Consider the following 21,700-nt stretch of genomic DNA (forward strand, 5'->3'; position numbering starts at 1 on the left):
CTGACTCATGGGAGCCCAGCTCCGGGTCTACAAGCGTCGTATCAAGTCGGTCACCGCGACGAAGAAGATCACCAAGGCAATGGAGATGATCTCCGCCTCGCGCATCGTCAAGGCGCAGCGCAAGGTGGCGGCCTCCACGCCGTACGCGACCGAGCTGACCCGCGCGGTCACGGCGGTGGCGACCGGTTCGAACACCAAGCACCCGCTCACGACGGAGGCGGACACTCCGGCCCGTGCCGCGATCCTGCTCCTCACGAGCGACCGTGGTCTGGCCGGCGGCTACTCCTCCAACGCCATCAAGGCGGCCGCGCGGCTCACCGAGCGTCTGCGTGGCGAGGGCAAGGAGGTCGACACGTACATCGTCGGCCGCAAGGGCGTGGCCTACTACGGCTTCCGTGATCTCAAGGTCGCGGACGCGTGGACCGGCTTCACCGACAACCCCTCGTACGCGAACGCCAAGGAGATCGCGGCGCCCCTGATCGAGGTGATCGAGAAGGAAACGGCCGAAGGCGGCGTGGACGAGCTCCACATCGTGTTCACCGAGTTCGTCTCGATGCTGACGCAGACGCCGATCGAGAACCGGCTGCTGCCGCTCAGTCTCGCCGAGTCCGGGGAGGCCGAGAAGGCGGAGGGCACGAAGAGCGACATCCTGCCGCTGTTCGACTTCGAGCCGTCGGCGGAGGACGTCCTCGACGCCCTTCTTCCGCGCTACGTGGAGAGCCGTATCTACAACGCCCTGCTCCAGGCGGCTGCCTCGGAGCACGCGTCCCGGCGCAAGGCGATGAAGTCGGCGACCGACAACGCGGGTGATCTCATCAACACGTACACCCGACTTGCCAACGCGGCCCGCCAGGCCGACATTACCCAGGAAATCAGCGAGATCGTCGGTGGCGCGAGCGCACTGGCCGACGCGACCGCGGGGAGTGACTACTAATGACCACGACTGTTGAGCCGACCGCAGCGTCGGGCGTGGCCGCCGGCCGCGTCACGCGCGTCATCGGCCCGGTCGTCGACGTGGAGTTCCCCGTCGACGCGATGCCGGAGATCTACAACGCCCTGAACGTCGACGTCCCGGACCCGGCGAACCCGGGCACCACCCGGACGCTGACCCTCGAGGTGTCCCAGCACCTCGGTGAGGGCGTGGTCCGCACGATCTCGATGCAGCCCACCGATGGTCTGGTCCGCCAGGCCGCGGTGACCGACACGGGTGCGGGCATCACCGTCCCGGTCGGTGACTTCACCAAGGGCAAGGTGTTCAACACCCTCGGTGAGGTGCTGAACGAGCCCGAGGCCAACGGCCAGGAGACCGAGCGCTGGGCGATCCACCGCAGGGCCCCGAAGTTCGAGGACCTCGAGTCGAAGACCGAGATGTTCGAGACCGGCCTGAAGGTCGTCGACCTTCTCACCCCGTACGTCAAGGGTGGAAAGATCGGCCTGTTCGGTGGCGCGGGTGTCGGCAAGACGGTCCTCATCCAGGAAATGATCATGCGTGTGGCCAAGCTGCACGAGGGCGTTTCCGTGTTCGCCGGTGTCGGTGAGCGCACGCGTGAGGGCAACGACCTCATCGCGGAGATGGAGGAGTCCGGCGTTCTCGACAAGACCGCGCTGGTCTTCGGCCAGATGGACGAGCCCCCGGGCACCCGTCTGCGCGTCGCCCTGGCCGGTCTGACCATGGCGGAGTACTTCCGCGATGTGCAGAAGCAGGACGTGCTGTTCTTCATCGACAACATCTTCCGCTTCACCCAGGCCGGTTCCGAGGTGTCCACCCTGCTCGGCCGTATGCCGTCCGCGGTGGGTTACCAGCCGAACCTGGCGGACGAGATGGGCCTCCTGCAGGAGCGCATCACCTCGACCCGTGGTCACTCGATCACCTCGATGCAGGCGATCTACGTCCCCGCGGACGACCTGACCGACCCGGCGCCGGCCACCACCTTCGCCCACCTCGACGCGACGACGGTTCTGTCCCGTCCGATCTCGGAGAAGGGCATCTACCCCGCGGTGGACCCGCTGGACTCCTCGTCCCGCATCCTGGACCCGCGTTACATCTCCCAGGAGCACTACAACGCGGCCACCCGCGTCAAGGGGATCCTGCAGAAGTACAAGGACCTCCAGGACATCATCGCGATCCTCGGTATCGACGAGCTGGGCGAGGAGGACAAGCTCGTTGTCCACCGTGCCCGTCGTGTCGAGCGCTTCCTGTCCCAGAACACCCACGCGGCGAAGCAGTTCACCGGTGTGGACGGTTCGGACGTTCCGCTGGACGAGTCGATCGCCGCGTTCAACGCGATCTGCGACGGCGACTACGACCACTTCCCTGAGCAGGCGTTCTTCATGTGCGGTGGCCTCGAGGACCTCAAGGCCAACGCCAAGGAGCTCGGCGTCTCCTGAGTCGGCTGACTCGTAGAGGGGGGCGGGTGCCCACCCGCCCCCCTCTGCACGCCCACCCCGGGGGTGACCCCGGACGGGCCCCGGCGTTCCGTCGTCCGGAGCCCTATTAGACTTATGACCCAACACCCGGCTGAACCGCCGGGTGGTGACCCGAGGAGCCACCCTTGGCTGCTGAGCTGCACGTCGAGCTGGTCGCCGCCGACCGCCAGGTCTGGTCCGGCGAGGCCACCCTGGTCGTCGCGCGCACCACGTCCGGCGACATCGGCGTCATGCCCGGTCACCAGCCGCTGCTCGGTGTGCTGGAATCGGGCCCGGTGACCATCCGTACGAGCGAGGGAACGGTCGTTGCCGCTGTGCACGGCGGTTTCATCTCGTTCGCCGACAACAAGCTGTCGCTGCTCGCGGAAATCGCCGAGCTTGCGGACGAGATCGACCAGCAGCGCGCAGAGCGCGCGCTGGAGCGCGCGAAGGCTGACGACGACGCCGCAGCCGAGCGGCGCGCCGAGGTCCGGCTGCGCGCGGTCGCGGTGCACTAGCGCACCGCGCCCATGGACCACCCTCAGCCGCGGCCCTGGCTGGACTTCTCCAGACCGGGTCGCGGCTGAGGCGATGCAGGTGCACGTGCAGGATGTATTCCGCTACGGGACGAAGCGAGGAGGTCGGTGGAGATGTTCCTCGCTCTGCTTGTGAGCGGTCTGGTCGTCGCACTGCTGGTGATCGGGCTCTTCGTCTTCGGCTTGCGCCGCAGACTGATCCAGCGCTCCGGCGGGACCTTCGACTGCAGCCTGCGCTGGAACGTACCGGAGAAGGACGACCACTCCGGCAAGGGGTGGGTGTACGGAGTCGCCCGCTACAGCGGTGACCGGATCGAGTGGTTCCGTGTCTTCTCGTACGCACCCCGTCCCCGTCGCATCCTGGAACGGTCGGCGATCGAGGTGCTGGCGCGACGGATGCCGGACGGCGAGGAGGAGCTGGCGTTGCTCTCCGACTCGATCGTTCTCGGCTGTCTGCACCGCGGGACCCGTCTGGAGCTGGCCATGAGCGAGGACGCGCTCACCGGCTTTCTCGCCTGGCTCGAGGCGGCGCCTCCCGGGCAGCGTGTGAACGTCGCGTGAGCACCGACGACACGGCGGTGATTCCGGTGGTGGGCCCGGGGGAGTGCCACGTCTGGTCCGCCGAGGCCCTATGGGTGCCCGAACTGCTCGATGTGCTCGACGCGGACGAACGCAGCCGCTGTGCGCAGTTCCGCCGCAACGAGGACCGGGCGCTGTATCTGACCGCCCACGTCCTGGCCCGCCGGGTCGTCGCCGCACAGCTGTCCATCGATCCGCGTGACGTGGTCGTCGTACCGGTGTGCAAGCACTGCGACGCCCAGGACAGGCCGCACGGCAAACCGACCCTGCCGGGTACCCCACTGGAGCTTTCGCTGTCCCACTCGGGGCACCGGGTGATGGTCGCCCTGACGGCCGCCGGGCCCGTCGGCGTGGACATCGAGGTCGTCACCGTGCGCGAGGACCTGCCGCTCGACGTGCTCTCGGTGTCCGAGCTGGCGGCGCTGGACGGGCTGTCCGCGTCGGAGCGGGTGCCCGCCTTCACGCGCTTCTGGGCCCGCAAGGAGGCCGTCCTCAAGGCCACCGGCGACGGACTGATGGTCGACCCCGCCACGCTGACGGTGACCGCACCGGACGAGCCCGCGGGGCTGCTGCAGTGGCGGGAACGCCCCGAGCCGCACCTGCCGGTGCGGCTCGAGGATCTTGACGCCGGTGAGGACTACCGGGCGGCGGTCGCCGTCGTGGGGGACGGCGACCGCGTACAGGTGGTGCAGCACTCGGACGTTTGGGTCCGCTGAGACCCGCGTGTGCCGGGTCCTGTCGGTCCGAGAGGATTGCCCGGGCAGGACCTGGGGCCTCTCGTTCGGATCTTGCCGGGCTCGCGGGGTCCGGCCCGATCGAAACGAAAGTCCCTAGCCGAGGCCGCTGTTGATGGCGCTGACCAGTTCGCCGTTCGCCGTGTCACCGGAGAACTCCCAGAAGAACGCGCCTCCCAGGTTCTGGTTCTTCGCCCAGCTCATCTTTCCGTTGATCGTCGACGGGGTGTCGTAGCTCCACCAGTTGGAGCCGCAGTGCGCGTACGCGGTGCCGGCGACCGTGCCGTTCGCCGGGCACGAGTTCTTGAGGACCTTGTAGTCCTCGATGCCCTGCTCGTAGGTGCCGGGCGCCGGGCCGGTCGCCGTGCCACCGGGTGCCGCCTGGGTCACACCCGTCCAGCCGCGCCCGTAGAAGCCGATGCCGAGCAGCAGCTTGGCGGACGGCACACCCTTCGCCTTGAGCTTGGCGATGGCTTCGGCGGAGTTGAAGCCGGCCTGCGGGATACCTGCGTAGGAGGTGAGCGGGGAGTGCGGGGCGGTGGGGCCCTGCGCCGCCCAGGCGCCGAAGAAGTCGTACGTCATCACGTTGTACCAGTCGGCGTACTGCGAGCCGCCCGCGTAGTCGGCGGCGTCGATCTTGCCGCCGCTGCTCGCGTCCGCCGTGATGGCGGCGGTGACCAGGTTGTTCGTACCGAACCTGGCGCGCATGGCCTGCATCATGTTCTTGAACGTGGCCGGGCCGCTGGTGTCGCACGACAGACCGCAGGCGTTCGGGTACTCCCAGTCCAGGTCGATGCCGTCGAAGACATCCGCCCAACGCGGGTCCTCGACCAGCTGGTAGCAGGAATCGGCGAAGGCGGCCGGGTTCGCTGCGGCCTGCGGGAAGCCGCCGGACCAGGTCCAGCCCCCGAAGGACCAGAGCACCTTGATGTGCGGGTACGCCTTCTTCAGCTTGCGCAGTTGGTTGAAGTTGCCGCGCAGCGGCTGGTCCCAGGTGTCCGCGACTCCGTCGACCGACTGGTCGGCGGTGTAGGCCTTGTCGTAGTCGGCGTAGGCGTCACCGATGGTGCAGCGACCGCCCTGGACATTGCCGAACGCGTAGTTGATGTGGGTGATCTTCGATGCGGAGCCGGAGGTCACCAGGTTCTTCACGTGGTAGTTGCGACCGTAGACGCCCCACTCGGTGAAGTAGCCGAGCTTGACCTTGCTGCCGGGCTGTGGGTCCGGGCCGCCGCCTCCGGTGGTGCGGACGGCACGCGCGCCGCTGACCGGTCCTGTCTGGTCGGCGGTGTCACGGGCCTGCACGGTGTACGAGTAGTCCGTGCCGGCGGTGAGCCCGGTGTTGGTGTACGTGAGACCGGTGACCGTCGCGATCTTCGCGCCGTCGCGGAGAACGTCGTAGTTCTTGATCCCCTTGTCGTCGGTGGCCGCGGTCCAGCTCAGCGCGACCGAGGTGTTGGTGATGGCGCTTGCCGACGGGGTGCCCGGGGCGGACGGCGGGTTGTCGCCGGGTACGGTGCTGCCGTCGCAGGAGCCGCCGCTGATCCTGCAGTTGGACGGGGCGCCGGGACCTGCGCCGTTGAAGCCGAAGGACACGGAGGCGCCGGGGGCGAGGCTGCCGTTCCAGCTCTTGTTCTTGGCGGTCCAGTGGGTGCCGGAGCCGGTCACGTCGGCGTCCCATGCCGAGGTGACCGACGTGCCGGAGGGGAAGTCCCACTCGACGGTCCAGGAGGCGATCGAGGTGGTGCCGGTGTTCTTCACCGTCCACTTGCCCTCGAATCCGCTGCCCCAGTCCTGGACCTTGGCGTAGGTGGCGGTGGCCGATGCGGCCGCCTCGGCGGGAGTGGCGAGGCCGACCATCGCGGCGAGGGGGAGGAGCAGCGCGGTGAGTCCCGCCGCCGCTCTGGACCTGAATCTGCTTCTGGTGGGGGACGTACTCGTGCTCAAGGGGTGCTCCTCGAGTTGCGGACGACAAAGCGGGGGTCGGTCCGTGCAGAGCACTCCGCGGGGCTCACCGCGGTGTGCCGTGCGGTGAGAGTAGGAAGGTCTGGACCAATCGTCAAGAGGTCCAGACCATAGTCGGGGCGCGGCTGTGTCCCGATCCGCTCAGATCCCCAACTCCTGTGCCAGTACAGCGGCTTGGACCCTGCTGCGCAGTTCCAGCTTTCCCAGCAACCGGCTCACATGTGTCTTCACCGTGGCCTCCGCCATCTGCAGCCGTACCGCGATCTCGGCGTTCGACAGCCCCTCGCCCAGACAGGCCAGCACCTCCCGCTCGCGTCGCGTCAGCACGTCGAGCACGGCGGGATCCGGCGCGTCCGCCGCGCGCACGGGAGACGGGGAGGCGAACTCCGCGATCAGCCGACGGGTCACGGCCGGGGCGATCAGTCCCTCGCCGCGTCCCACCGTCCGTACGGCGTCGATCAGACCGTTGGCATCGGTGTTCTTCAGCAGGAAGCCCGCGGCCCCCGCGCGCAGCGCGCCGAAGACGTACTCGTCGAGGTCGAACGTCGTCAGCACGAGGACATCGGCCAGGCCTTCGCCGACCACCTGCCTCGTTGCCGACACCCCGTCCAGCCTGGGCATCTGCACATCCATGAGCACCAGATCCGGGCGCAGTTCCCGGGCGAGCCGCACCGCCTCCTCGCCGTCCCCGGCCTCGCCGACCACGTCGATGTCCGGGGCGCTGCCCAGGATCAGCACCAGCCCCGCCCGTACGGCGCTCTGGTCCTCCGCAACCACCACCCGGATCGCACTGCTCACGCCGACGGCTCCTTGTCCTTCTCCATGGGCAGTACCGCCCGTACCCGCCACACCTTTGCCGGGCCGCCCGGCGGACCTTCGACCGGACCGGCCTCGAACTCCCCGCCCAGCAGCGCCACCCGCTCCCGCATGCCGACCAGACCGGCGCCGGAACCGGGGGCGCGAGGCCCGGGTCTGCCGCCGAACGGGCTGGTCACCTGTACGGTCAGCGCATCTCCCGGCGCCCCCGTGAGGCTCACCGAGACGTCGCCGGGATCCGCGTGCTTCAGCGCGTTCGTCAGCGACTCCTGCACGATCCGGTACGCCGCCAGCTCCACCGGCGCGGGCAGCGCCGCACCCTCCTCCCGGGCATCGTCCAGCTCGAACAGGAGCCCGCTCGCCCCGCCGTTCGTCCGGGCCTGGGCGAGCAGGGTGTCCAGCGCGGCGAGGGTGGGCGCGGCCGCCGGTTCGCCGTCGCCGCTGCTGTCGCGCAGCAGCCCGATCAGCCTGCGCATCTCGGTGAGGCCGGCCACGCTGTTCTCCCGGATGACGGTGAGGGCCTGACGAGTGGTGGCCGGTTCGTCGAGGGAGAGCGCGGCGGTGGAGTGGATGGCGATCGCCGAGAGATGGTTGGCGACCATGTCGTGCAGCTCCCTGGCCATCCGGGCGCGCTCGGCGGTCACCGCCTGCGTACGGTCCATCTCGGCGAGCAGCGCGGTCTGCTCGGCGCGCAGCCGAGCCGCGTCGGCGGCATCGCGGTGGTTGCGCACCAGGGCCCCGGTGGTGGCGGGCGCGAACGACACCAGTCCGATGATCAGCCCGAGCAGCAGGGCGTACGGCTCCTGGTACCACGCCACGAGCGCGATCGTCGCCGCGACCGTGATCAGCCCCGTCAGATAGGGGAGCCGGCGGGCCGTCTCGGGCTTTCCGTAGACGACGGCTGCGTACACGATGTCCGTGAACATCAGCAGCGTCACGATGTTGCCCGGTGTGAGCAGATCGAGCACCAGCGCGAGGGTGCCGACGGCCAGCGCGGTGCGCGGCATGGTCCGCCGCAGCAGCTCCAGGGCGGACATGACGGCGAGCGGAACCAGGATCACCCAGGACGCGGTGAACGGGCGGACGCCGGCGTTGGTCTGCAGCCCGAGCGACCACAGCAGCAGGCCGCCGGCCAGCCCGGTGACGGCGATGGCGACATCTTCGCGATGGGGTCGGGGGAAGGTCACCCCTTCATCAAACACGCAGGGGGAGGCTGCCTGCCTCCCCGTGCGGGGTGAAGCGGGGTACATCGAAGGATGCAGTGGTGGTTCGTCACTCACGACGACGATTGCGCGCTTCCGGGCCGGGAGTCTGGATCCGAACGAAGGGAGCGCAGCTGTGATCGTCACGCTGATCGTGATCTGTGAGGTCGGATTCTGGGTGCTGCTGGCCGCCGGCCTCTCGGCGCGCTACTTGCTCAAGATGCCGCGGACCGGTCTCGCCATCCTTCTGTGCGAGCCGCTGCTGGAGCTCGTGCTCCTCGTCGTGACGGCGCTCGACCTCAAGAACGGCGCCGACCCCACCGCGAAACACGGAATTGCGGCGCTCTACATCGGATACACCGTCGGCCACGGCCATCGCACCATCAAGTGGCTCGACGGACACGCCGCGCACCGCTTCGCCGGCGGGCCGCCGCCGGTGAAGCCGCCGCGGTACGGAATGAGCCGCGCCAAGTACGAGGGCAAGGTGTGGCTGGGCACTCTCGTGGCCGCTGCCGTCGCCTCCGCACTGCTGCTGATCGCCGGGTGGTACGTCGGCGACGCGTCCAGGACCACCTCGCTGCAGGACTGGGCGGGCGTCGCCTGGCGGGCGGTGCTGTTCCACGGTCTGGTCGCACTCTGCTACGCGGTCTGGCCGAAGAAGGCGCCGGCCGGCGGGGAGCCCTCGTCAGCGCTCCCCGCCCGGGACCCAGAGCACGTCCCCGATCTCCTTGTTGGCCGTACGGGCAAGAATGAACAGTAGGTCCGACAACCGGTTGAGGTAGGTCGCCGTCAGAGGGTTCATCGTCTCGCCGTGCACCTCGATCGCGGCCCAGGTCGAGCGCTCGGCGCGCCTCACCACCGTGCACGCCTGGTGCAGCAGTGCCGCACCGGGCGTGCCTCCCGGCAGGATGAAGGAGCGGAGCTTCTCCAGGTCCTCCAGGAATCGGTCGCAGTCGGTCTCCAGCTTGTCGATGTAGGACTGCTCCACGCGCAGCGGCGGGTACTCGGGGTTCTCCACGACGGGTGTGGACAGGTCCGCGCCGACGTCGAAGAGGTCGTTCTGGACCCGGACGAGGACCTTCACGACCTCCTCCGGGAGTTGTCCGAGCGCGACGGCCGTGCCGATGACCGCGTTGGCCTCGTTGGCGTCGGCATAGGCCGAGATCCTCAGATCGGTCTTGGCGGTGCGGCTCATGTCGCCGAGTGCCGTCGTGCCCTTGTCGCCGGTGCGGGTGTAGATGCGCGTCAGATTGACCATGCTGCAAGCCTAGGGTCTTTCGTTTGGATCGGGCTGGATCGGTGAGCGGGGTCCGGTGCGTGCGATCGCAAGGCGGAGGAAGGAGTCCACGCGGAGCGTGGTCGACTGACGACAACGCGGCGAGCGTGCGTGCCGGGGCACGCGAGCCCGGCAAGATCCAAACGAGAGGCCGTGGGCCGGGCAGGCTCCCATCACGCGCCGGCCTTCCGGAAGGCGTCTGTGCCCACGGTCACGCCTGGCGCCGCGCATCGCCGCCCCGAGCACTCCGTACAGCATCGTCGTGGACGTGCGGACCCGCCCGCCCTGCAGGGGGGCGAGGCCCGGCGTCGATGTCGAGGAACAGCAGCCGGGGGCCCGTCCGTGAGGCCGGCCGTACCGGTGAGCGACGTGCCGCAGTTGTCCCTCGCGAAGCCCTGGACCTCCTCGACGACAGGGAGGGACTGCTGGGGCGCAAGGTGCTGGAGTGTGCGGTTCGGCCGGCCGGACGACCCGGTCCGGTGTGATGTCCGTCATCCGAGACGTGACGCGCATCTCTTCACCGCCACACGGCCCCTCACGGGCGCTAACCTCCGCCGGAGAGAAGAAAAGTAAACGTGTGTTAAGGGGTGCAGCAGTGGCCGGGAAGCTCGCCGTCATCGGAGCGGGACTCATGGGGTCCGGAATCGCGCAGGTCTCCGCCCAGGCGGGGTGGGACGTCGTTCTGCGTGACGTCACCGACGCGGCGCTGACGCGCGGCACCGATGGGATCAAGGCGTCGTACGACAGGTTCGTCGCCAAGGGCAAGCTCGAAGCCGCGGACGCCGAGGCGGCGTTGGCGCGCATCACCACGACCACGGATCTCGACGCCGTCGCCGACGTGGACATCGTCGTCGAGGCGGTCTTCGAGAAGCTCGAGGTCAAGCACGAGATCTTCCGCACGCTCGACAAGTTGGTACGGGACGACGCGGTCCTCGCCTCCAACACCTCCGCCATCCCGATCACGAAGATCGCGGCCGTGACGGAGCGTCCGGAGCGGGTCGTCGGCGCCCACTTCTTCTCGCCCGTCCCGATGATGCAGCTCTGCGAACTCGTCCGCGGCTACAAGACCAGCGACGAAACCCTCGCAACCATCCGTGAATTCGCCGAGTCCGTCGGCAAGACCTGCATCGTCGTCAACCGCGACGTCGCCGGTTTCGTCACGACCCGTCTCATCTCGGCGCTCATCGTCGAGGCCGCAAAGCTGTACGAGTCGGGCGTCGCGACCGCCGAGGACATCGACATCGCCTGCAAGCTGGGCTTCGGCCACGCCATGGGCCCGCTGGCCACCGCGGACCTGACCGGCGTCGACATCCTGCTCCACGCCACCAACAACATCTACACCGAGTCGCAGGACGAGAAGTTCGCGCCCCCGGAGCTGATGCGCCGGATGGTGGACGCCGGTGACATCGGGCGCAAGAGCGGGCAGGGCTTCTACAAGCACTGATCGACCACTGGCCGCACGCGCCTGCGCACCATCACCCTCTCGGGTGAATTCGGTATCGGTTCGCTTACAGGCGGCAACTTCTCTGCCCCGGGGGCAGTCAGTTGTTGGAAAGAAACACGCGGACAGCAGAGAGATCTGACGGACAAACGCACTCTCGGGGAGCGCATATGCACATCAGGGGCGACCACACCGAGCTGGTCGTCGGGGGCCGCCTCGACGTCCGCAGCGCGGCGGACGCCCGTACGGTCCTGCACTCGGCCGTCGACCACGGTGTCGGCGACCTGGTGCTCGACCTGAGCGACCTCGACTCCTGGGACGCGACCGGACTCGGGGTCATCATGGGCGCGCACAGGAGGGCCGGCCGCTGCGGGCGACGGCTCGTCCTGCGCGGCGTGCCACCGCAGATGCAGCGCCTCCTGGTGGCCACCCGGCTGCACCGGATCCTGGCCATCGAGGGCGGAATCGCCGCGGAGTCCCTGCCGCGCGCGTGACCCGCCGCGCCCCGGCAGGGCACGCAGAATCCTCACGAGACTGTGATGTCCCGGGCGGCCCGGCACCCCGGCTGTTCCTGGATACTGCTCGAAGGTCTAGGGTTCGGTCGCCTGCCGATGGACGAACCCCTGCGGCGGGCACCGACCGGAAGCGGCAGCGGAGCGTGCAGACAGGCCGGGAGGGACTTCCGCACGAGACGCCATCTGGGGGCTTTGACCATGGACCCGATGAACCGGGAACCGGGTGAGTACGGCCACGGCCACAACAACGACCGCTTCGAGGACGGCGACCGCGATCACGGCGGGGACCCCTTCGAGGACGGCGAACGGGAAGGCGTCGGCGCACAGCGCCCGCCGCGTGACGCGATCCCTCCCGAGTTCGGGCAGAAGACGCCGGTGCGCACCGTGCAGGTGGTCTCCGGGGACCTCCTCCTCACCGTCAACCCGGTGGACGGCAGCGAGGTAGAGCCCTGCCCGCCGGGAGAGCAGCCCGTCGAGCCGCCCCGGCACGGTGCCGAGGAGCGAGAAGACGTACGGCGCGCCGCCCATCCGCCGGTGCCGCCCGGCCCGGCTGCCCCACCGCTGCCGCTGCTGGAGCGCGACGAGGAACGCGACCGGCTGGTACGGCTGCTCGGCCGCGGCCGATCCGTCAGGCTGACGGGTCCCGCGGGCTCCGGTCGGACCACCCTCCTGGACGCCGTGGCGGCCGACTGCGCCGGTCTCGCACCCGACGGCGTCGTACGCCTGTCCGGCTTCCACCGCACGCCCGCCGAGCTGCTGTACGACCTCTTCGCCGCCGTCCACCACGCGCCGCTCCAACGCCCCGACCGGACCCGGCTGCTCGAACTGGTCCGCGACATCGGGGCCGTGGTCGTCCTCGACGACCTCGAGTTCGGCGGCAGCGCGCTGGACGAACTGCTCGACGCGACCCCCGAGTGCGCCTTCCTGCTCGCGGCGACGCCCGACGTCGCTGCGCCGTCACCGGACTCCCACCTCGAGGAGGTGTTCCTCCGGGGGCTCGGCCGCAGCGCCGCGCTCGACCTGCTGGAGCGGGCGGTCGACCGGCCTCTCACGGACGACGAGGCGAACTGGGCCGGTGACCTGTGGTTCGAGTCCGAAGGCCGGCCGCTGCGTTTCGTACAGGCGGGGGCGTTGCTGCGGCAGCGTGACGCGCTGCGGACACCCGTGGCCGATCCCGACGACGAGGACGGTGACAACGTCTTCGCCGATGTCCACGGCGTGCCGCTGCCGACCCTGGGGGAGGGGGCCGCCCCGGCCGCGTTGCTCGCCTCACGGCTCAGCGAATCGGCGCGGGCGACGCTGCGGTTCGCCGTCGCGCTCGGCGGAGAGGTCCCGCATCAGGCCCATCTGCCGGCGCTCGTGGGCGACACCCACGCGGATGCCGCGCTCGGCGAGCTGACGAGCTGTGGGCTGCTCACTCCCGTCGGCTCGCGCTACCGGCTGGCTGCCGGTGTCGCGGCGCAACTGGAGGCCGCCGGATACGGCGAGGGCGCGGTGGACCGTGCCCACACCGCCGCTCGGCACTACGCCTGGTGGACAAGCCACCCCTCGGTCGCACCCGGGCGGGCGGTGGCCGAGGCGGATGCCATCCTCGCGGCCGTGACCGCACTGGTACCGGTGAGCGACGACACGGATCACATCGGCGCGGTGGTGCTCCTCGCCCGCAGCGCGGCACCCGCCTTCGCGTCGGGGCTGCACTGGGCGGCCTGGGAGCGGATGCTGCGGGGCGGGCAGGAGGCGGCCCGGCGCGCGGGTGACGTGGCGGAGGAGGCCTACTTCCACCACGAGCTAGGTGTGCTCGCGCTGTGCACGGGGAACCTGGACCGGGCACGTGCAGAACTCGAGGCCTCCATAGCGATGCGCGGAGCGCTCTCCGACAAACAGGGGACGGTGGCCGGGCGGCGGGCCCTGGCGCTGGTCACCGACCGCGCCGGAAGCATCCCCCGGCCCGAGGGCCACGGCGGAGAGCTCGTACCCGGCGGACGCAGTCCGGCCGGTGAGGAGGTTCCGGCCGCGCGCTACGAGGAGTCCGCGTCGCCGCCCCGGGGCGTTCCGATGGTGTCGTCGCCGGACGAGACCCTGGTCACCCGTCATGACACACCGTCCCCTGCGGGTGCGGGCATCCGCAGTTCGATCCTCACCGGCGCCCGCCGCAACATGGTCGCCGCAGGTGCCGGTGTGCTGCTGGCGGTCGTCCTCGGCACCGTGGTGACGCTGGGCGCCACCTCCGACAAGGACGAACCTGCGAACCGAGTGACGAATGAGCATTCGGCGAACGAGGACGACACCACCGGCGACGGTCTGAACGCCGACGAACCGGCCGACGACTCGACCCACCGTCCCGACGAGACGGCCGGTGCGTCCGAGCCCGCCGACCCGGACCCGTCGGGCGGTGCCCGCCCCGGCGAGAGCCGCTCGCCCTCCCGCACGTCCGAGCCGGGCGGCAGGCCGTCCTCCCCCGGCAGTGGTGGGACGTCCGGCTCTGGCGGCTCGACCACGGGCCGGCCGAGCACCGGTGGCAGCTCCTCGCCTTCGAGCGGTGGGAGTTCGTCGCCCTCGCCGTCGAACGGCGGCAGCAGCTCGCCCTCGCCGTCGGACGGCGGGACGACCTCGCCCTCCCCGACCGCCGGTGGCAGCAGCTCGCCGGGTACGCCCAGCGGCTCGTCGTCGACGACGGGCACGGCGACGGCCGGCACGAACGACGGCACCACGTCGGACGGTGCGGAAGGGGGCGTCTCCGACGGCACCACGGACGGCGCCACCGACGGAGCGACGACCACCGGCTCGGGCGGCGGCACGCAGGGCGACACCAGCCCCAGCAGCAGCATCCCCGGCCCGAGCGGCTCCGGCTGACGGGAGCCGGCACGGGACGCCCGGCGGCGTGTCCCCGGGGGCACCGGCGGCCGGACGGGCCGGCACCCGAGCCGACCGGAGTGGTGGCCACGCCCCGGTGCCGGGCCGGTGCGCCGGGTTCTCACCTGGCGCGGGGCAGCGCATTCCGTGCGATCCGGGCCCGCCCGTACCCGCGACCCACTCGCACGGCCCGGGGAGGCCGGTGGCGGAGCGGGATGCCCCGGTCCTGGTGCGCCGGATCCCAGGGGGCCGACCGACGCCACCGCTCCGTCAGAACAGACGGAGCTTGTCGTCCTCGATGCCGCGCATCGCGTTGTAGTCCAGGACCACGCACCCGATTCCGCGGTCCGTCGCCAGGACGCGGGCCTGGGGCTTGATCTCCTGGGCCGCGAACACGCCGCGGACCGGGGCCAGATGGGGGTCCCGGTTGAGGAGTTCCAGGTAGCGCGTGAGCTGTTCGACACCGTCGATCTCGCCACGGCGCTTGATCTCGACCGCCACGGTCGTGCCGTCCGCATCACGGCACAGAATGTCCACCGGCCCGATCGCCGTGGGGTACTCGCGGCGGATCAGGCTGTAGCCCTCGCCGAGGGTCTCGATGCGGTCCGCGAGGAGTTCCTGGAGGTGCGCCTCCACACCGTCCTTGATGAGGCCGGGGTCCACGCCCAGCTCATGGGACGAGTCATGGAGGATCTCCTCCATCGTGATGATCAATTTCTCGCCCGCTTTGTTCACCACGGTCCAGACGTCCTCTGCCCCGCCTCCGCCCTCCTTCAAGGTGCATGGAGGAGACATCCAGTTCAGTGGTTTGTACGCCCGGTCGTCGGCGTGGATGGAGACGCTGCCGTCGGCCTTGACCAGGATGAGCCGGGGAGCGGAGGGCAGGTGGGCGGTGAGCCGGCCCGCGTAGTCCACAGAACAGCGGGCGATGACGAGACGCATGGTCGGCAACGCTACTCGACGTACCGGGCTTCGCGCGATTTTCTCAGCCGTAGCCCGAGCCACCCTCGCTCGGGAATCCACAGGTCGCCCCTCTTGTCCCCTTACGTTATTGGCCGGTTGTGTTCCCATTCTCCTGGTGCGGACCTGACAGCGCGCCTAACGTGGAAGCAGGAGGTCGCCGGCCGTGCACTCTGCGTCGTCATGATCGGCCGCGCGTGGTCACTGTCGGTCGGTCTCCTTCCCTGCCCGTAAGACCCCGGTCGCTCCGGGGTCGCGAGAGGAGAACCCATGTCGCTCGACGTCTCACCGGCGCTGTTGGAACAGGCCGAGCGAGGCGAGGTCGACGAAGCTGCATTCGTCGACTGCGTCCGGACCTCCCTGCCCTTTGCATGGGAGATGATCAGTTCTCTGGTGGCTCAGCTGAAGGTGGACGGCGGGGACTTCGCCGACAACCAGACGCCGCCGCCGGACGAGCAGGCACGTGGTCAGCTGTTGCGCGCGCTCGCGAGCGACGCCATCCGTGGGGCCCTGCAGCGGCACTTCGGTGTGCGGCTCGCCTTCCAGAACTGCCACCGCGTCGCGGTGTTCCCGCTGGACCCCTCGGTGGATGAGCGGCTCGCCCGCTTTACTTCCGTAAGGGCCCAGCTGCTCAATCAGTCGCCCGAAATGCGCGACTGCTGATGTCTTTTGCTGCCGCTCCGCATCACCGGAAACACCGAACGGCCATGGATGCCGGGGCGGCAGCATTCGCCGGAACGACGGGCCGGCGCGGGGTGTGCGGGCCGTCCGTGAGGTACGGCCCGCACACTCGGACTCAGGGGAGCAGCGGAAGCACCTCGGCGCCCAGCCGTTGGACGTTCTCCTCCGTCGCGGCAAGATCACCGGAACCCTCGACGAGCAGGGCGAAGCGGTTGATGCCCGTGCGCTCCGAGGTCGCCGCGAGCCGGTCGGCCGCGAGCCGTGGCGGGCCCACCGGATGCAGCTCGCACAGCAGCTCCGTGTACGCCACGGGATCACGCATCGAGCGCTGGCGTCCGTCGACGGTGACATGGGCGTCGAGCCCCTTCTTCAGCCACCCCGGCATCGCCTTCACCAGGGTCTCCTCGGCCTCCGCCCGGCCGTCCGCGATCTGCACCACTCCGGCCGACACATGCCCGGCGTCCGCGATGTCGTCCGGCGCGTGGCCCGACGCGAGCGCGTGCCTGCGCCAGAGCGCGACCATCTCCGCCTTCTCCTCGTCGCCGCAGTGCATGCCGAGGAGCATCGGCAGGCCGCGCTCGGCGGCGAGCCGGACGCTCGCGGGGGACGTGCAGGCCACGACGACCTCCGGGCCCGCACAGCTTCCGCTTCGGCCGTCGCCGCCGTCGAGCAGCTCGTCCGGCCTCGGCACGACGGGGACCTCGCGGAACGTGAACCGCTCGCCCCGGGCCGACACCCGCGGTTCACGAAGCCAGCGCAGCAGCAGATCGAGCGATTCGGGGAAGCCCTTCTCGTACGACGCGAGCCCTGAGCCGAAGACCTCGAGATCGACCCAGGGCCCGCCCCGGCCGACGCCCAGCGAGAACCGCCCCCCGGAGGTGAGGTGCAGCAGGGCCGCCTGTTCGCCGAGCGCCACCGGGTGGACGGTCGGCAGCACGCTCACCGCCGTGCCGACCCGGATCCGCTCGGTCCGGCCGAGCAGCAGCGCGGCCAGGGTCACGGCCGACGGACACACCCCGTACGGCACGAAGTGGTGCTCGGCCAGCCAGACCGAGTCGAGCCCCGCGGCCTCCGCGGCCTCCGCCGACCGGACCGCCCGGTGCAACGCCTCCCCTTGGCCCTGGCCCGGGAACTGGGCCGCCAGTACAAAAGCTCCAACGCGCATCGCCTTATGCCTCCTTGCGGCCGACGCGGCATTCCCCCCACACAGGCAACAACGTCTGACACGTGCCAAAGGCACGGCCATTCGTGAAGTTGTTGCGATTTTCCGGTAACTGGCCCCTGTGGGTGCGGGAGTACCGCTCCGTGTGGGACGGCTACCCACCGTCGCGGCCCGTAGGCTGGGAGGGAACAGTCCGGTCTGTGCCCCGTGAGGTGTTACGTGTCCCCGCGTCGCAACCGCCCCCGTGGCGGCGAGAAGCCGACCGACCCTGCAGGTGTGGCGGGCGACCGCTACGGCGGTGTGCAGCGGACCGAGAGCTGGCAGGGCGAGGACTGGGCGGTGCGCCACGTCGCCGGAGCGAGCACCGTCGGAAAGCGGTACCGCTGCCCCGGCTGCGACCAGGAGATCCCCGCCGGGACCCCTCATGTGGTGGCCTGGCCGGAGTTCGGAGGCGTGGACGACCGCCGCCACTGGCACAAGGCGTGCTGGAACGCGAAGGACCGCCGCACCTCGAGGGTGCAGCGGTCCCGTAACGCACCGCGGTACTGAGAGCCGAATGCCGCGCCAGGCAGCGCCTGGTGGAGCTGCCCGTCGTCTGTCTCGAGGTCAGACGTCGCGGCTGTGCAGTGCGAAGTAGGCGCAGCCCATCGCGACCGACGAGATGCCGAGCATGATCAGCAGCGAACTCCAGCCCGTCGGGCCGTTCGCCTCGAGCCCTTCGCCGTAGAGGGAGATGATCTGGCTCGGGATCGCGTAGTTGAGCAGGGCTTCCTGTACGTCGACCAGCGACGTCGGCATGAAGATGGCGGCAACCAGCGGCAGCAGCATGACGCCGATCATGATGGTGATCGCGCCGGCGGAGTGGCGGATGATCGCCCCGATGGACAGCGCCAGCAGCCCGAGAAGCCCCATGAAGACACCGATGCCCACGGTTGCGCGCAGCCAGTCGGAGACCGAGGCGGAGGGGGCGTTCACGATCGCCGACTGCGCGGCGGCGACGAGCGCGGCGGTCACCGTGGTGATCGTGAAGACGAGCAGGAAGAAGACGATCGCCTTCGCCGTCAGCACCCTGGCCCGGCTGGGGCACGCCGTCAGGGTCGTACGGATCATGCCCGTGCCGTACTCGGACGCGATCGTGAGCACGCCGAGGGTGATGACGCAGACCGATCCGAGCAGCACTCCGAAGAAGCCGAGGCCGAGGGCAGGTGTCCCCTGCGTGTCGCCGTCGTCGACGGTCGCGATGAGCGCGGCGATGGCCAGACCGATGCCGGTCATCAGCAGGATCAAGGTGCCCAGCGTCCACATCGTGGAGCGCACGGAACGGATCTTGGTCCACTCGGAGGCGAGGGCGTCGCCGAGGTGCGCCCTGCGCACCGGGATCGGCGAGGCGTACATGGCGCCCGGCTGCTGATGGGGGGCGGGGGCGGTCATCGGGCGTCCTCGGGCTTGTTCGGGTCGGCGGCGGGCGCGGCTGGAGCCGGGGGCTCGGTGGCGTACGGGTTCTGTCCGGGCGGCGGCGGGACGTACCAGCCCTGCAGCGGCACATCGGGGACGACGGGCGGAACGGACGGGTCGTGGCCCGCCGGCGGCAGTTCCATCAACCCGGCCCTCAGGTCGTCCGTCGAGCGGTAGTCCACGGCGCTCTGCGTCATCCGCATGTAGGCCTCCTCCAGGGAGGCCTGGTGCGGAGACAGCTCCCACAGCCGGACGTCCGCGTCATGCGCCAGGTCGCTGATCGAGGGCAGCGCGAGACCGGTGACCCGCAGGGCACCGTCCTGCTCGGGCATCACCTGCCCGCCGGCCTCGGTGAGGACGGACGTCAGCTTCTCCCGCTGCTGGGGGTCGTCGGACGGGGTGCGCACCCGCGCGAAGCCGGCCGAATTCGCCGCGATGAAGTCCCTGACGCTCATGTCGGCGAGGAGCTGACCCCGCCCGATCACGATCAGATGGTCGGCGGTGAGGGCCATCTCGCTCATCAGGTGCGAGGAGACGAAGACCGTGCGGCCCTCTGCGGCCAGCGCCTTCATCAGCGTGCGGACCCACAGGATGCCCTCCGGGTCGAGGCCGTTGACGGGCTCGTCGAAGAGCAGCACCTGAGGGTCGCCGAGCAGTGCCGCGGCGATGCCCAGCCGCTGCCCCATGCCCAGTGAGAAGCCGCTGGAGCGCCGCTTTGCGACGTCCTGCAGGCCGACGACACCGAGCACCTCGTCGACCCGGCGGGCCGGAATGCCGGAGAGCTGGGCGAGCGACAGCAGATGGTTCCGTGCGCTCCGCCCGCCGTGCACAGCCTTGGCGTCGAGGAGCGCCCCGACCTGGCGCGGCGCGTTCGGCAGCTGCCGGAAGGGATGACCGCCGATCGTCACATGGCCGGAAGTCGGCTGGTCGAGACCGAGGATCATACGCATGGTCGTCGATTTGCCCGAGCCGTTGGGGCCGAGGAAGCCGGTGACGGCACCGGGCCGTACCTGGAAGGAAAGGTTGTGTACGGCCGTTTTCGCGCCGTAGCGCTTTGTCAGGCCGACTGCCTCGATCATTCGTCCAGCCCCATCGACAGGTCAGGTCGTCGGGGCTCGGACCGCAATCGGGCCGCACGCCCCCGTAAGAGTTAGGAGGATATCCAGCGCACGATGGTTCCGGCCACGGCGTGCGTTTCGATACCCACTCCGCCGCCGGCCCGCGTCCTGGATGCGTGTCCCCCGCGGTCCGCGTCTCCCGACGACGCGGTCATGCGTCCCGATGCTTGAGCACCACGTATCCGCCGAGCAGCACCGCCACGACCCAGAGCAGCATGATGCCGAGGCCGCCCCACGGCCCGTAGGGCGCCGGGTCGCTGTTCATCGCGTCGGGGAGAACCTGCATGATCTTCGATCCGGCCTGGTCGGGGAAGTACCGGGCGACGTCCTTCGCGTGCGGCACCGCGGACAGGATCTGGGAGACCAAGAAGAAGAACGGCATCAGGATGCCGAGCGACAGCATCGAGCTGCGCAGCATCGCCGCCACGCCCATCGAGAAGACCGCGATCAGGCCCATGTAGAGCCCGGCGCCGATCACGGCGCGCAGGACGTTCGCCTCGCCGACGGTCGTACCGTGATCGCCGAGGAGCGCCTGCCCGAGGAAGAAGGTCAGGAAGCTCGTCGCCAGACCCACCACCAGTGCGAGCAGTCCGGCCACCGTGATCTTGCTGAACAGGAACGTGGCGCGCTGGGGCACGGCCGCGAGTGAGGTGCGGATCATCCCGGAGCTGTACTCCGTGCCGACCACCAGCACACCGAAGACGACCATCGCCAGCTGGCCGAGCACCATCCCGGAGAAGCTGATCAGTGTCGGATCGAAAGTGGCCCGTTCGGCGTCCGGCAGATCGTCGAAGGTCGCCGCCATCAGTCCGCAGAGCGCGGCGCTCAGGGCGACCGTCACGACCAACGCGCTGACCAGGGTCCATGTGGTCGACGAGACCGTACGGATCTTGGTCCACTCGGACCGGAGCACGGCGGGTACCGATGCCATGGGTCAGGCTCCCTTGTCGCGCGGGGCCCACTGCGGGGCACCGGGTTCGGTGGAATGCGCGTGGTACTCGACCGCGCCCGCCGTCATCTGCATGAACGCTTCCTCCAGCGAGGCCCGCTGGGCGCTCAGCTCATGCAGCACGATCCGGTGCTGTGCGGCCAGCTCACCGATCTGCTCGGTCGTGGCGTCGTCGATCTCCAGCGTGCCGTTGCCCGACTCGATCGCCGAAAGCCCCTGCTCATGGAGAACATCGCGCAGCCGCTCCTGCTGAGGGGAGCGGAGCCGGACAAAACTTCTGGAGTTCCGGTGAATGAATTCGGCCATCGATGTGTCCGCGAGAAGCCTGCCCTGGCCGATCACGATCAAGTGATCCGCGGTGAGGGCCATTTCGCTCATCAGATGCGAGGAGACGAAGATCGTCCGCCCCTCGGACGCGAGCAGTTTCATCAGATTGCGGATCCAGTGAATTCCCTCCGGGTCAAGCCCGTTGACCGGCTCGTCGAAGAGCAGCACCCGAGGGTCGCCGAGCAGCGCAGATGCGATTCCCAGCCGCTGTTCCATACCGAGCGAGAAACTCTTGGACTTCTTCCTGGCGACCGCGGTGAGGCCGACCAGATCGAGGACCTCGGAGACCCGGCTCTCCGGAATCCGGTTCGCCTGAGCCAGACAGAGCAGGTTGTTGTACGCGGACCGGCCGCCGTGCATCGCCTTGGCGTCCAGCAGCGCACCGATGTACGTGAGCGGCTCCTGAAGGTCCCGGTAGTGCTTGCCGTCGATCCGAACGGTCCCGCTGGTGGGACTGTCCAGATCCAGCATCATGCGCATCGTCGTCGACTTGCCCGCGCCGTTGGGCCCGAGGAAGCCGGTCACGACGCCGGGCCGGACCTGGAACGAGAGACGGTCGACCGCGACCTTGGCGCCGAAGCGCTTGGTGAGACCCTCGAGCTCGATCATGCGTTCACGCTACGAGCGTGGGATGGCCTTCGCCACCGCATGCGGCCAACAATCGTGGACGAATCCGCCACTGCCGGGTGGCGTGAAAGCGACCTCGCCCTCCGGGGCCGTACCCG

21 protein-coding genes are annotated in these 21,700 nt (G+C 69.7%); 11 read left to right on the forward strand and 10 right to left on the reverse strand.

The features are described from left to right. The first annotated feature begins 7 nt into the window (after nucleotides 1-7). From AC068D_RS24290 to AC068D_RS24310, 5 genes are all read left to right on the forward strand, one after another. Nucleotides 8-934, forward strand: coding sequence for a F0F1 ATP synthase subunit gamma (locus AC068D_RS24290; protein ID WP_478825142.1), 927 nt, complete (start codon nucleotides 8-10; stop codon nucleotides 932-934). Continuing rightward, nucleotides 934-2,388 (forward strand): F0F1 ATP synthase subunit beta, encoded by a 1,455-nt coding sequence (gene atpD, locus AC068D_RS24295; RefSeq protein ID WP_478825143.1) that lies wholly within the window; start codon nucleotides 934-936, stop codon nucleotides 2,386-2,388. The genes AC068D_RS24290 and atpD overlap by 1 nt, the downstream gene beginning before the upstream one ends. Before the next feature lie 164 nt (nucleotides 2,389-2,552). Beyond that, the gene (locus AC068D_RS24300) at nucleotides 2,553-2,924 is read left to right on the forward strand and encodes a F0F1 ATP synthase subunit epsilon (protein ID WP_478825144.1); all 372 of its coding nucleotides are present in this window, start codon (nucleotides 2,553-2,555) and stop codon (nucleotides 2,922-2,924) included. Nucleotides 2,925-3,056: 132 nt separating this feature from the next. After that, complete coding sequence (locus AC068D_RS24305; RefSeq protein WP_478825145.1) at nucleotides 3,057-3,503, forward strand: DUF2550 domain-containing protein; 447 nt, start codon at nucleotides 3,057-3,059, stop codon at nucleotides 3,501-3,503. Continuing rightward, entirely contained in the window at nucleotides 3,500-4,237 is a 738-nt protein-coding gene (locus tag AC068D_RS24310; protein WP_478825146.1) for a 4'-phosphopantetheinyl transferase family protein, read from the forward strand. The genes AC068D_RS24305 and AC068D_RS24310 overlap by 4 nt, the downstream gene beginning before the upstream one ends. Before the next feature lie 114 nt (nucleotides 4,238-4,351). On the opposite strand, the gene AC068D_RS24315 is transcribed toward AC068D_RS24310, so the two are convergent. From AC068D_RS24315 to AC068D_RS24325, 3 genes are all read right to left on the reverse strand, one after another. Next, complete coding sequence (locus AC068D_RS24315; RefSeq protein WP_478825147.1) at nucleotides 4,352-6,202, reverse strand: glycosyl hydrolase family 18 protein; 1,851 nt, start codon at nucleotides 6,200-6,202, stop codon at nucleotides 4,352-4,354. Between the two features lie 159 nt (nucleotides 6,203-6,361). After that, a complete protein-coding gene (locus AC068D_RS24320) occupies nucleotides 6,362-7,018 on the reverse strand; it encodes a response regulator (RefSeq protein WP_478825148.1) in 657 nt (218 codons plus the stop codon). Continuing rightward, a complete protein-coding gene (locus AC068D_RS24325; protein WP_478825149.1) occupies nucleotides 7,015-8,223 on the reverse strand; it encodes a sensor histidine kinase in 1,209 nt (402 codons plus the stop codon). The genes AC068D_RS24320 and AC068D_RS24325 overlap by 4 nt, the downstream gene beginning before the upstream one ends. Nucleotides 8,224-8,374: 151 nt before the next feature. Here AC068D_RS24325 and AC068D_RS24330 point away from each other — a divergent pair, with 151 nt between their 5' ends. Continuing rightward, complete coding sequence (locus AC068D_RS24330; RefSeq protein WP_478825150.1) at nucleotides 8,375-8,998, forward strand: hypothetical protein; 624 nt, start codon at nucleotides 8,375-8,377, stop codon at nucleotides 8,996-8,998. Here the strand turns inward: AC068D_RS24330 and AC068D_RS24335 are convergent. Beyond that, nucleotides 8,924-9,496, reverse strand: a complete 573-nt coding sequence (locus AC068D_RS24335; protein WP_478825151.1) for a cob(I)yrinic acid a,c-diamide adenosyltransferase — start codon at nucleotides 9,494-9,496, stop codon at nucleotides 8,924-8,926. The genes AC068D_RS24330 and AC068D_RS24335 overlap by 75 nt on opposite strands. 613 nt (nucleotides 9,497-10,109) lie before the next feature. Here AC068D_RS24335 and AC068D_RS24340 point away from each other — a divergent pair. The 3 genes from AC068D_RS24340 (at nucleotide 10,110) to AC068D_RS24350 (ending at nucleotide 14,323) form a co-directional block, all read left to right on the forward strand. Next, complete coding sequence (locus AC068D_RS24340) at nucleotides 10,110-10,958, forward strand: 3-hydroxyacyl-CoA dehydrogenase family protein (protein ID WP_478825152.1); 849 nt, start codon at nucleotides 10,110-10,112, stop codon at nucleotides 10,956-10,958. A 167-nt stretch (nucleotides 10,959-11,125) separates the two neighbouring features. Continuing rightward, entirely contained in the window at nucleotides 11,126-11,449 is a 324-nt protein-coding gene (locus AC068D_RS24345) for an STAS domain-containing protein (RefSeq protein ID WP_478825153.1), read from the forward strand. A 219-nt stretch (nucleotides 11,450-11,668) separates the two neighbouring features. Then, a complete protein-coding gene (locus AC068D_RS24350; protein WP_478825154.1) occupies nucleotides 11,669-14,323 on the forward strand; it encodes an ATP-binding protein in 2,655 nt (884 codons plus the stop codon). A 270-nt stretch (nucleotides 14,324-14,593) separates the two neighbouring features. Here AC068D_RS24350 and nucS read toward each other — a convergent pair whose 3' ends face one another. Next, a complete protein-coding gene (gene nucS, locus AC068D_RS24355; RefSeq protein WP_478825155.1) occupies nucleotides 14,594-15,265 on the reverse strand; it encodes an endonuclease NucS in 672 nt (223 codons plus the stop codon). Nucleotides 15,266-15,553: 288 nt separating this feature from the next. Between nucS and AC068D_RS24360 the strand changes: the two genes are divergently transcribed. Beyond that, nucleotides 15,554-15,946: an SCO5389 family protein gene (locus AC068D_RS24360; RefSeq protein WP_451705503.1), complete on the forward strand. Its 393-nt coding sequence runs from the start codon at nucleotides 15,554-15,556 to the stop codon at nucleotides 15,944-15,946. A 133-nt stretch (nucleotides 15,947-16,079) separates the two neighbouring features. On the opposite strand, the gene AC068D_RS24365 is transcribed toward AC068D_RS24360, so the two are convergent. Further along, nucleotides 16,080-17,129: an LLM class flavin-dependent oxidoreductase gene (locus AC068D_RS24365; RefSeq protein ID WP_478825156.1), complete on the reverse strand. Its 1,050-nt coding sequence runs from the start codon at nucleotides 17,127-17,129 to the stop codon at nucleotides 16,080-16,082. A gap of 216 nt (nucleotides 17,130-17,345) precedes the next feature. On the opposite strand from AC068D_RS24365, the gene AC068D_RS24370 reads away from it, so the two are divergent. Next, nucleotides 17,346-17,675 (forward strand): ATP/GTP-binding protein, encoded by a 330-nt coding sequence (locus AC068D_RS24370; RefSeq protein ID WP_478825157.1) that lies wholly within the window; start codon nucleotides 17,346-17,348, stop codon nucleotides 17,673-17,675. A gap of 57 nt (nucleotides 17,676-17,732) precedes the next feature. Here AC068D_RS24370 and AC068D_RS24375 read toward each other — a convergent pair whose 3' ends face one another. From AC068D_RS24375 to AC068D_RS24390, 4 genes are all read right to left on the reverse strand, one after another. Beyond that, nucleotides 17,733-18,557, reverse strand: a complete 825-nt coding sequence (locus AC068D_RS24375) for an ABC transporter permease (RefSeq protein ID WP_478825158.1) — start codon at nucleotides 18,555-18,557, stop codon at nucleotides 17,733-17,735. Then, nucleotides 18,554-19,660, reverse strand: a complete 1,107-nt coding sequence (locus tag AC068D_RS24380; RefSeq protein WP_478825159.1) for an ABC transporter ATP-binding protein — start codon at nucleotides 19,658-19,660, stop codon at nucleotides 18,554-18,556. The genes AC068D_RS24375 and AC068D_RS24380 overlap by 4 nt, the downstream gene beginning before the upstream one ends. Before the next feature lie 190 nt (nucleotides 19,661-19,850). After that, nucleotides 19,851-20,630, reverse strand: a complete 780-nt coding sequence (locus tag AC068D_RS24385) for an ABC transporter permease (RefSeq protein WP_478825160.1) — start codon at nucleotides 20,628-20,630, stop codon at nucleotides 19,851-19,853. A gap of 3 nt (nucleotides 20,631-20,633) precedes the next feature. Beyond that, entirely contained in the window at nucleotides 20,634-21,584 is a 951-nt protein-coding gene (locus AC068D_RS24390) for an ABC transporter ATP-binding protein (protein WP_478825161.1), read from the reverse strand. Nucleotides 21,585-21,700: the final 116 nt, after the last annotated feature.

It is taken from the genome of Streptomyces sp. NPDC043861 (genome assembly GCF_056435905.1).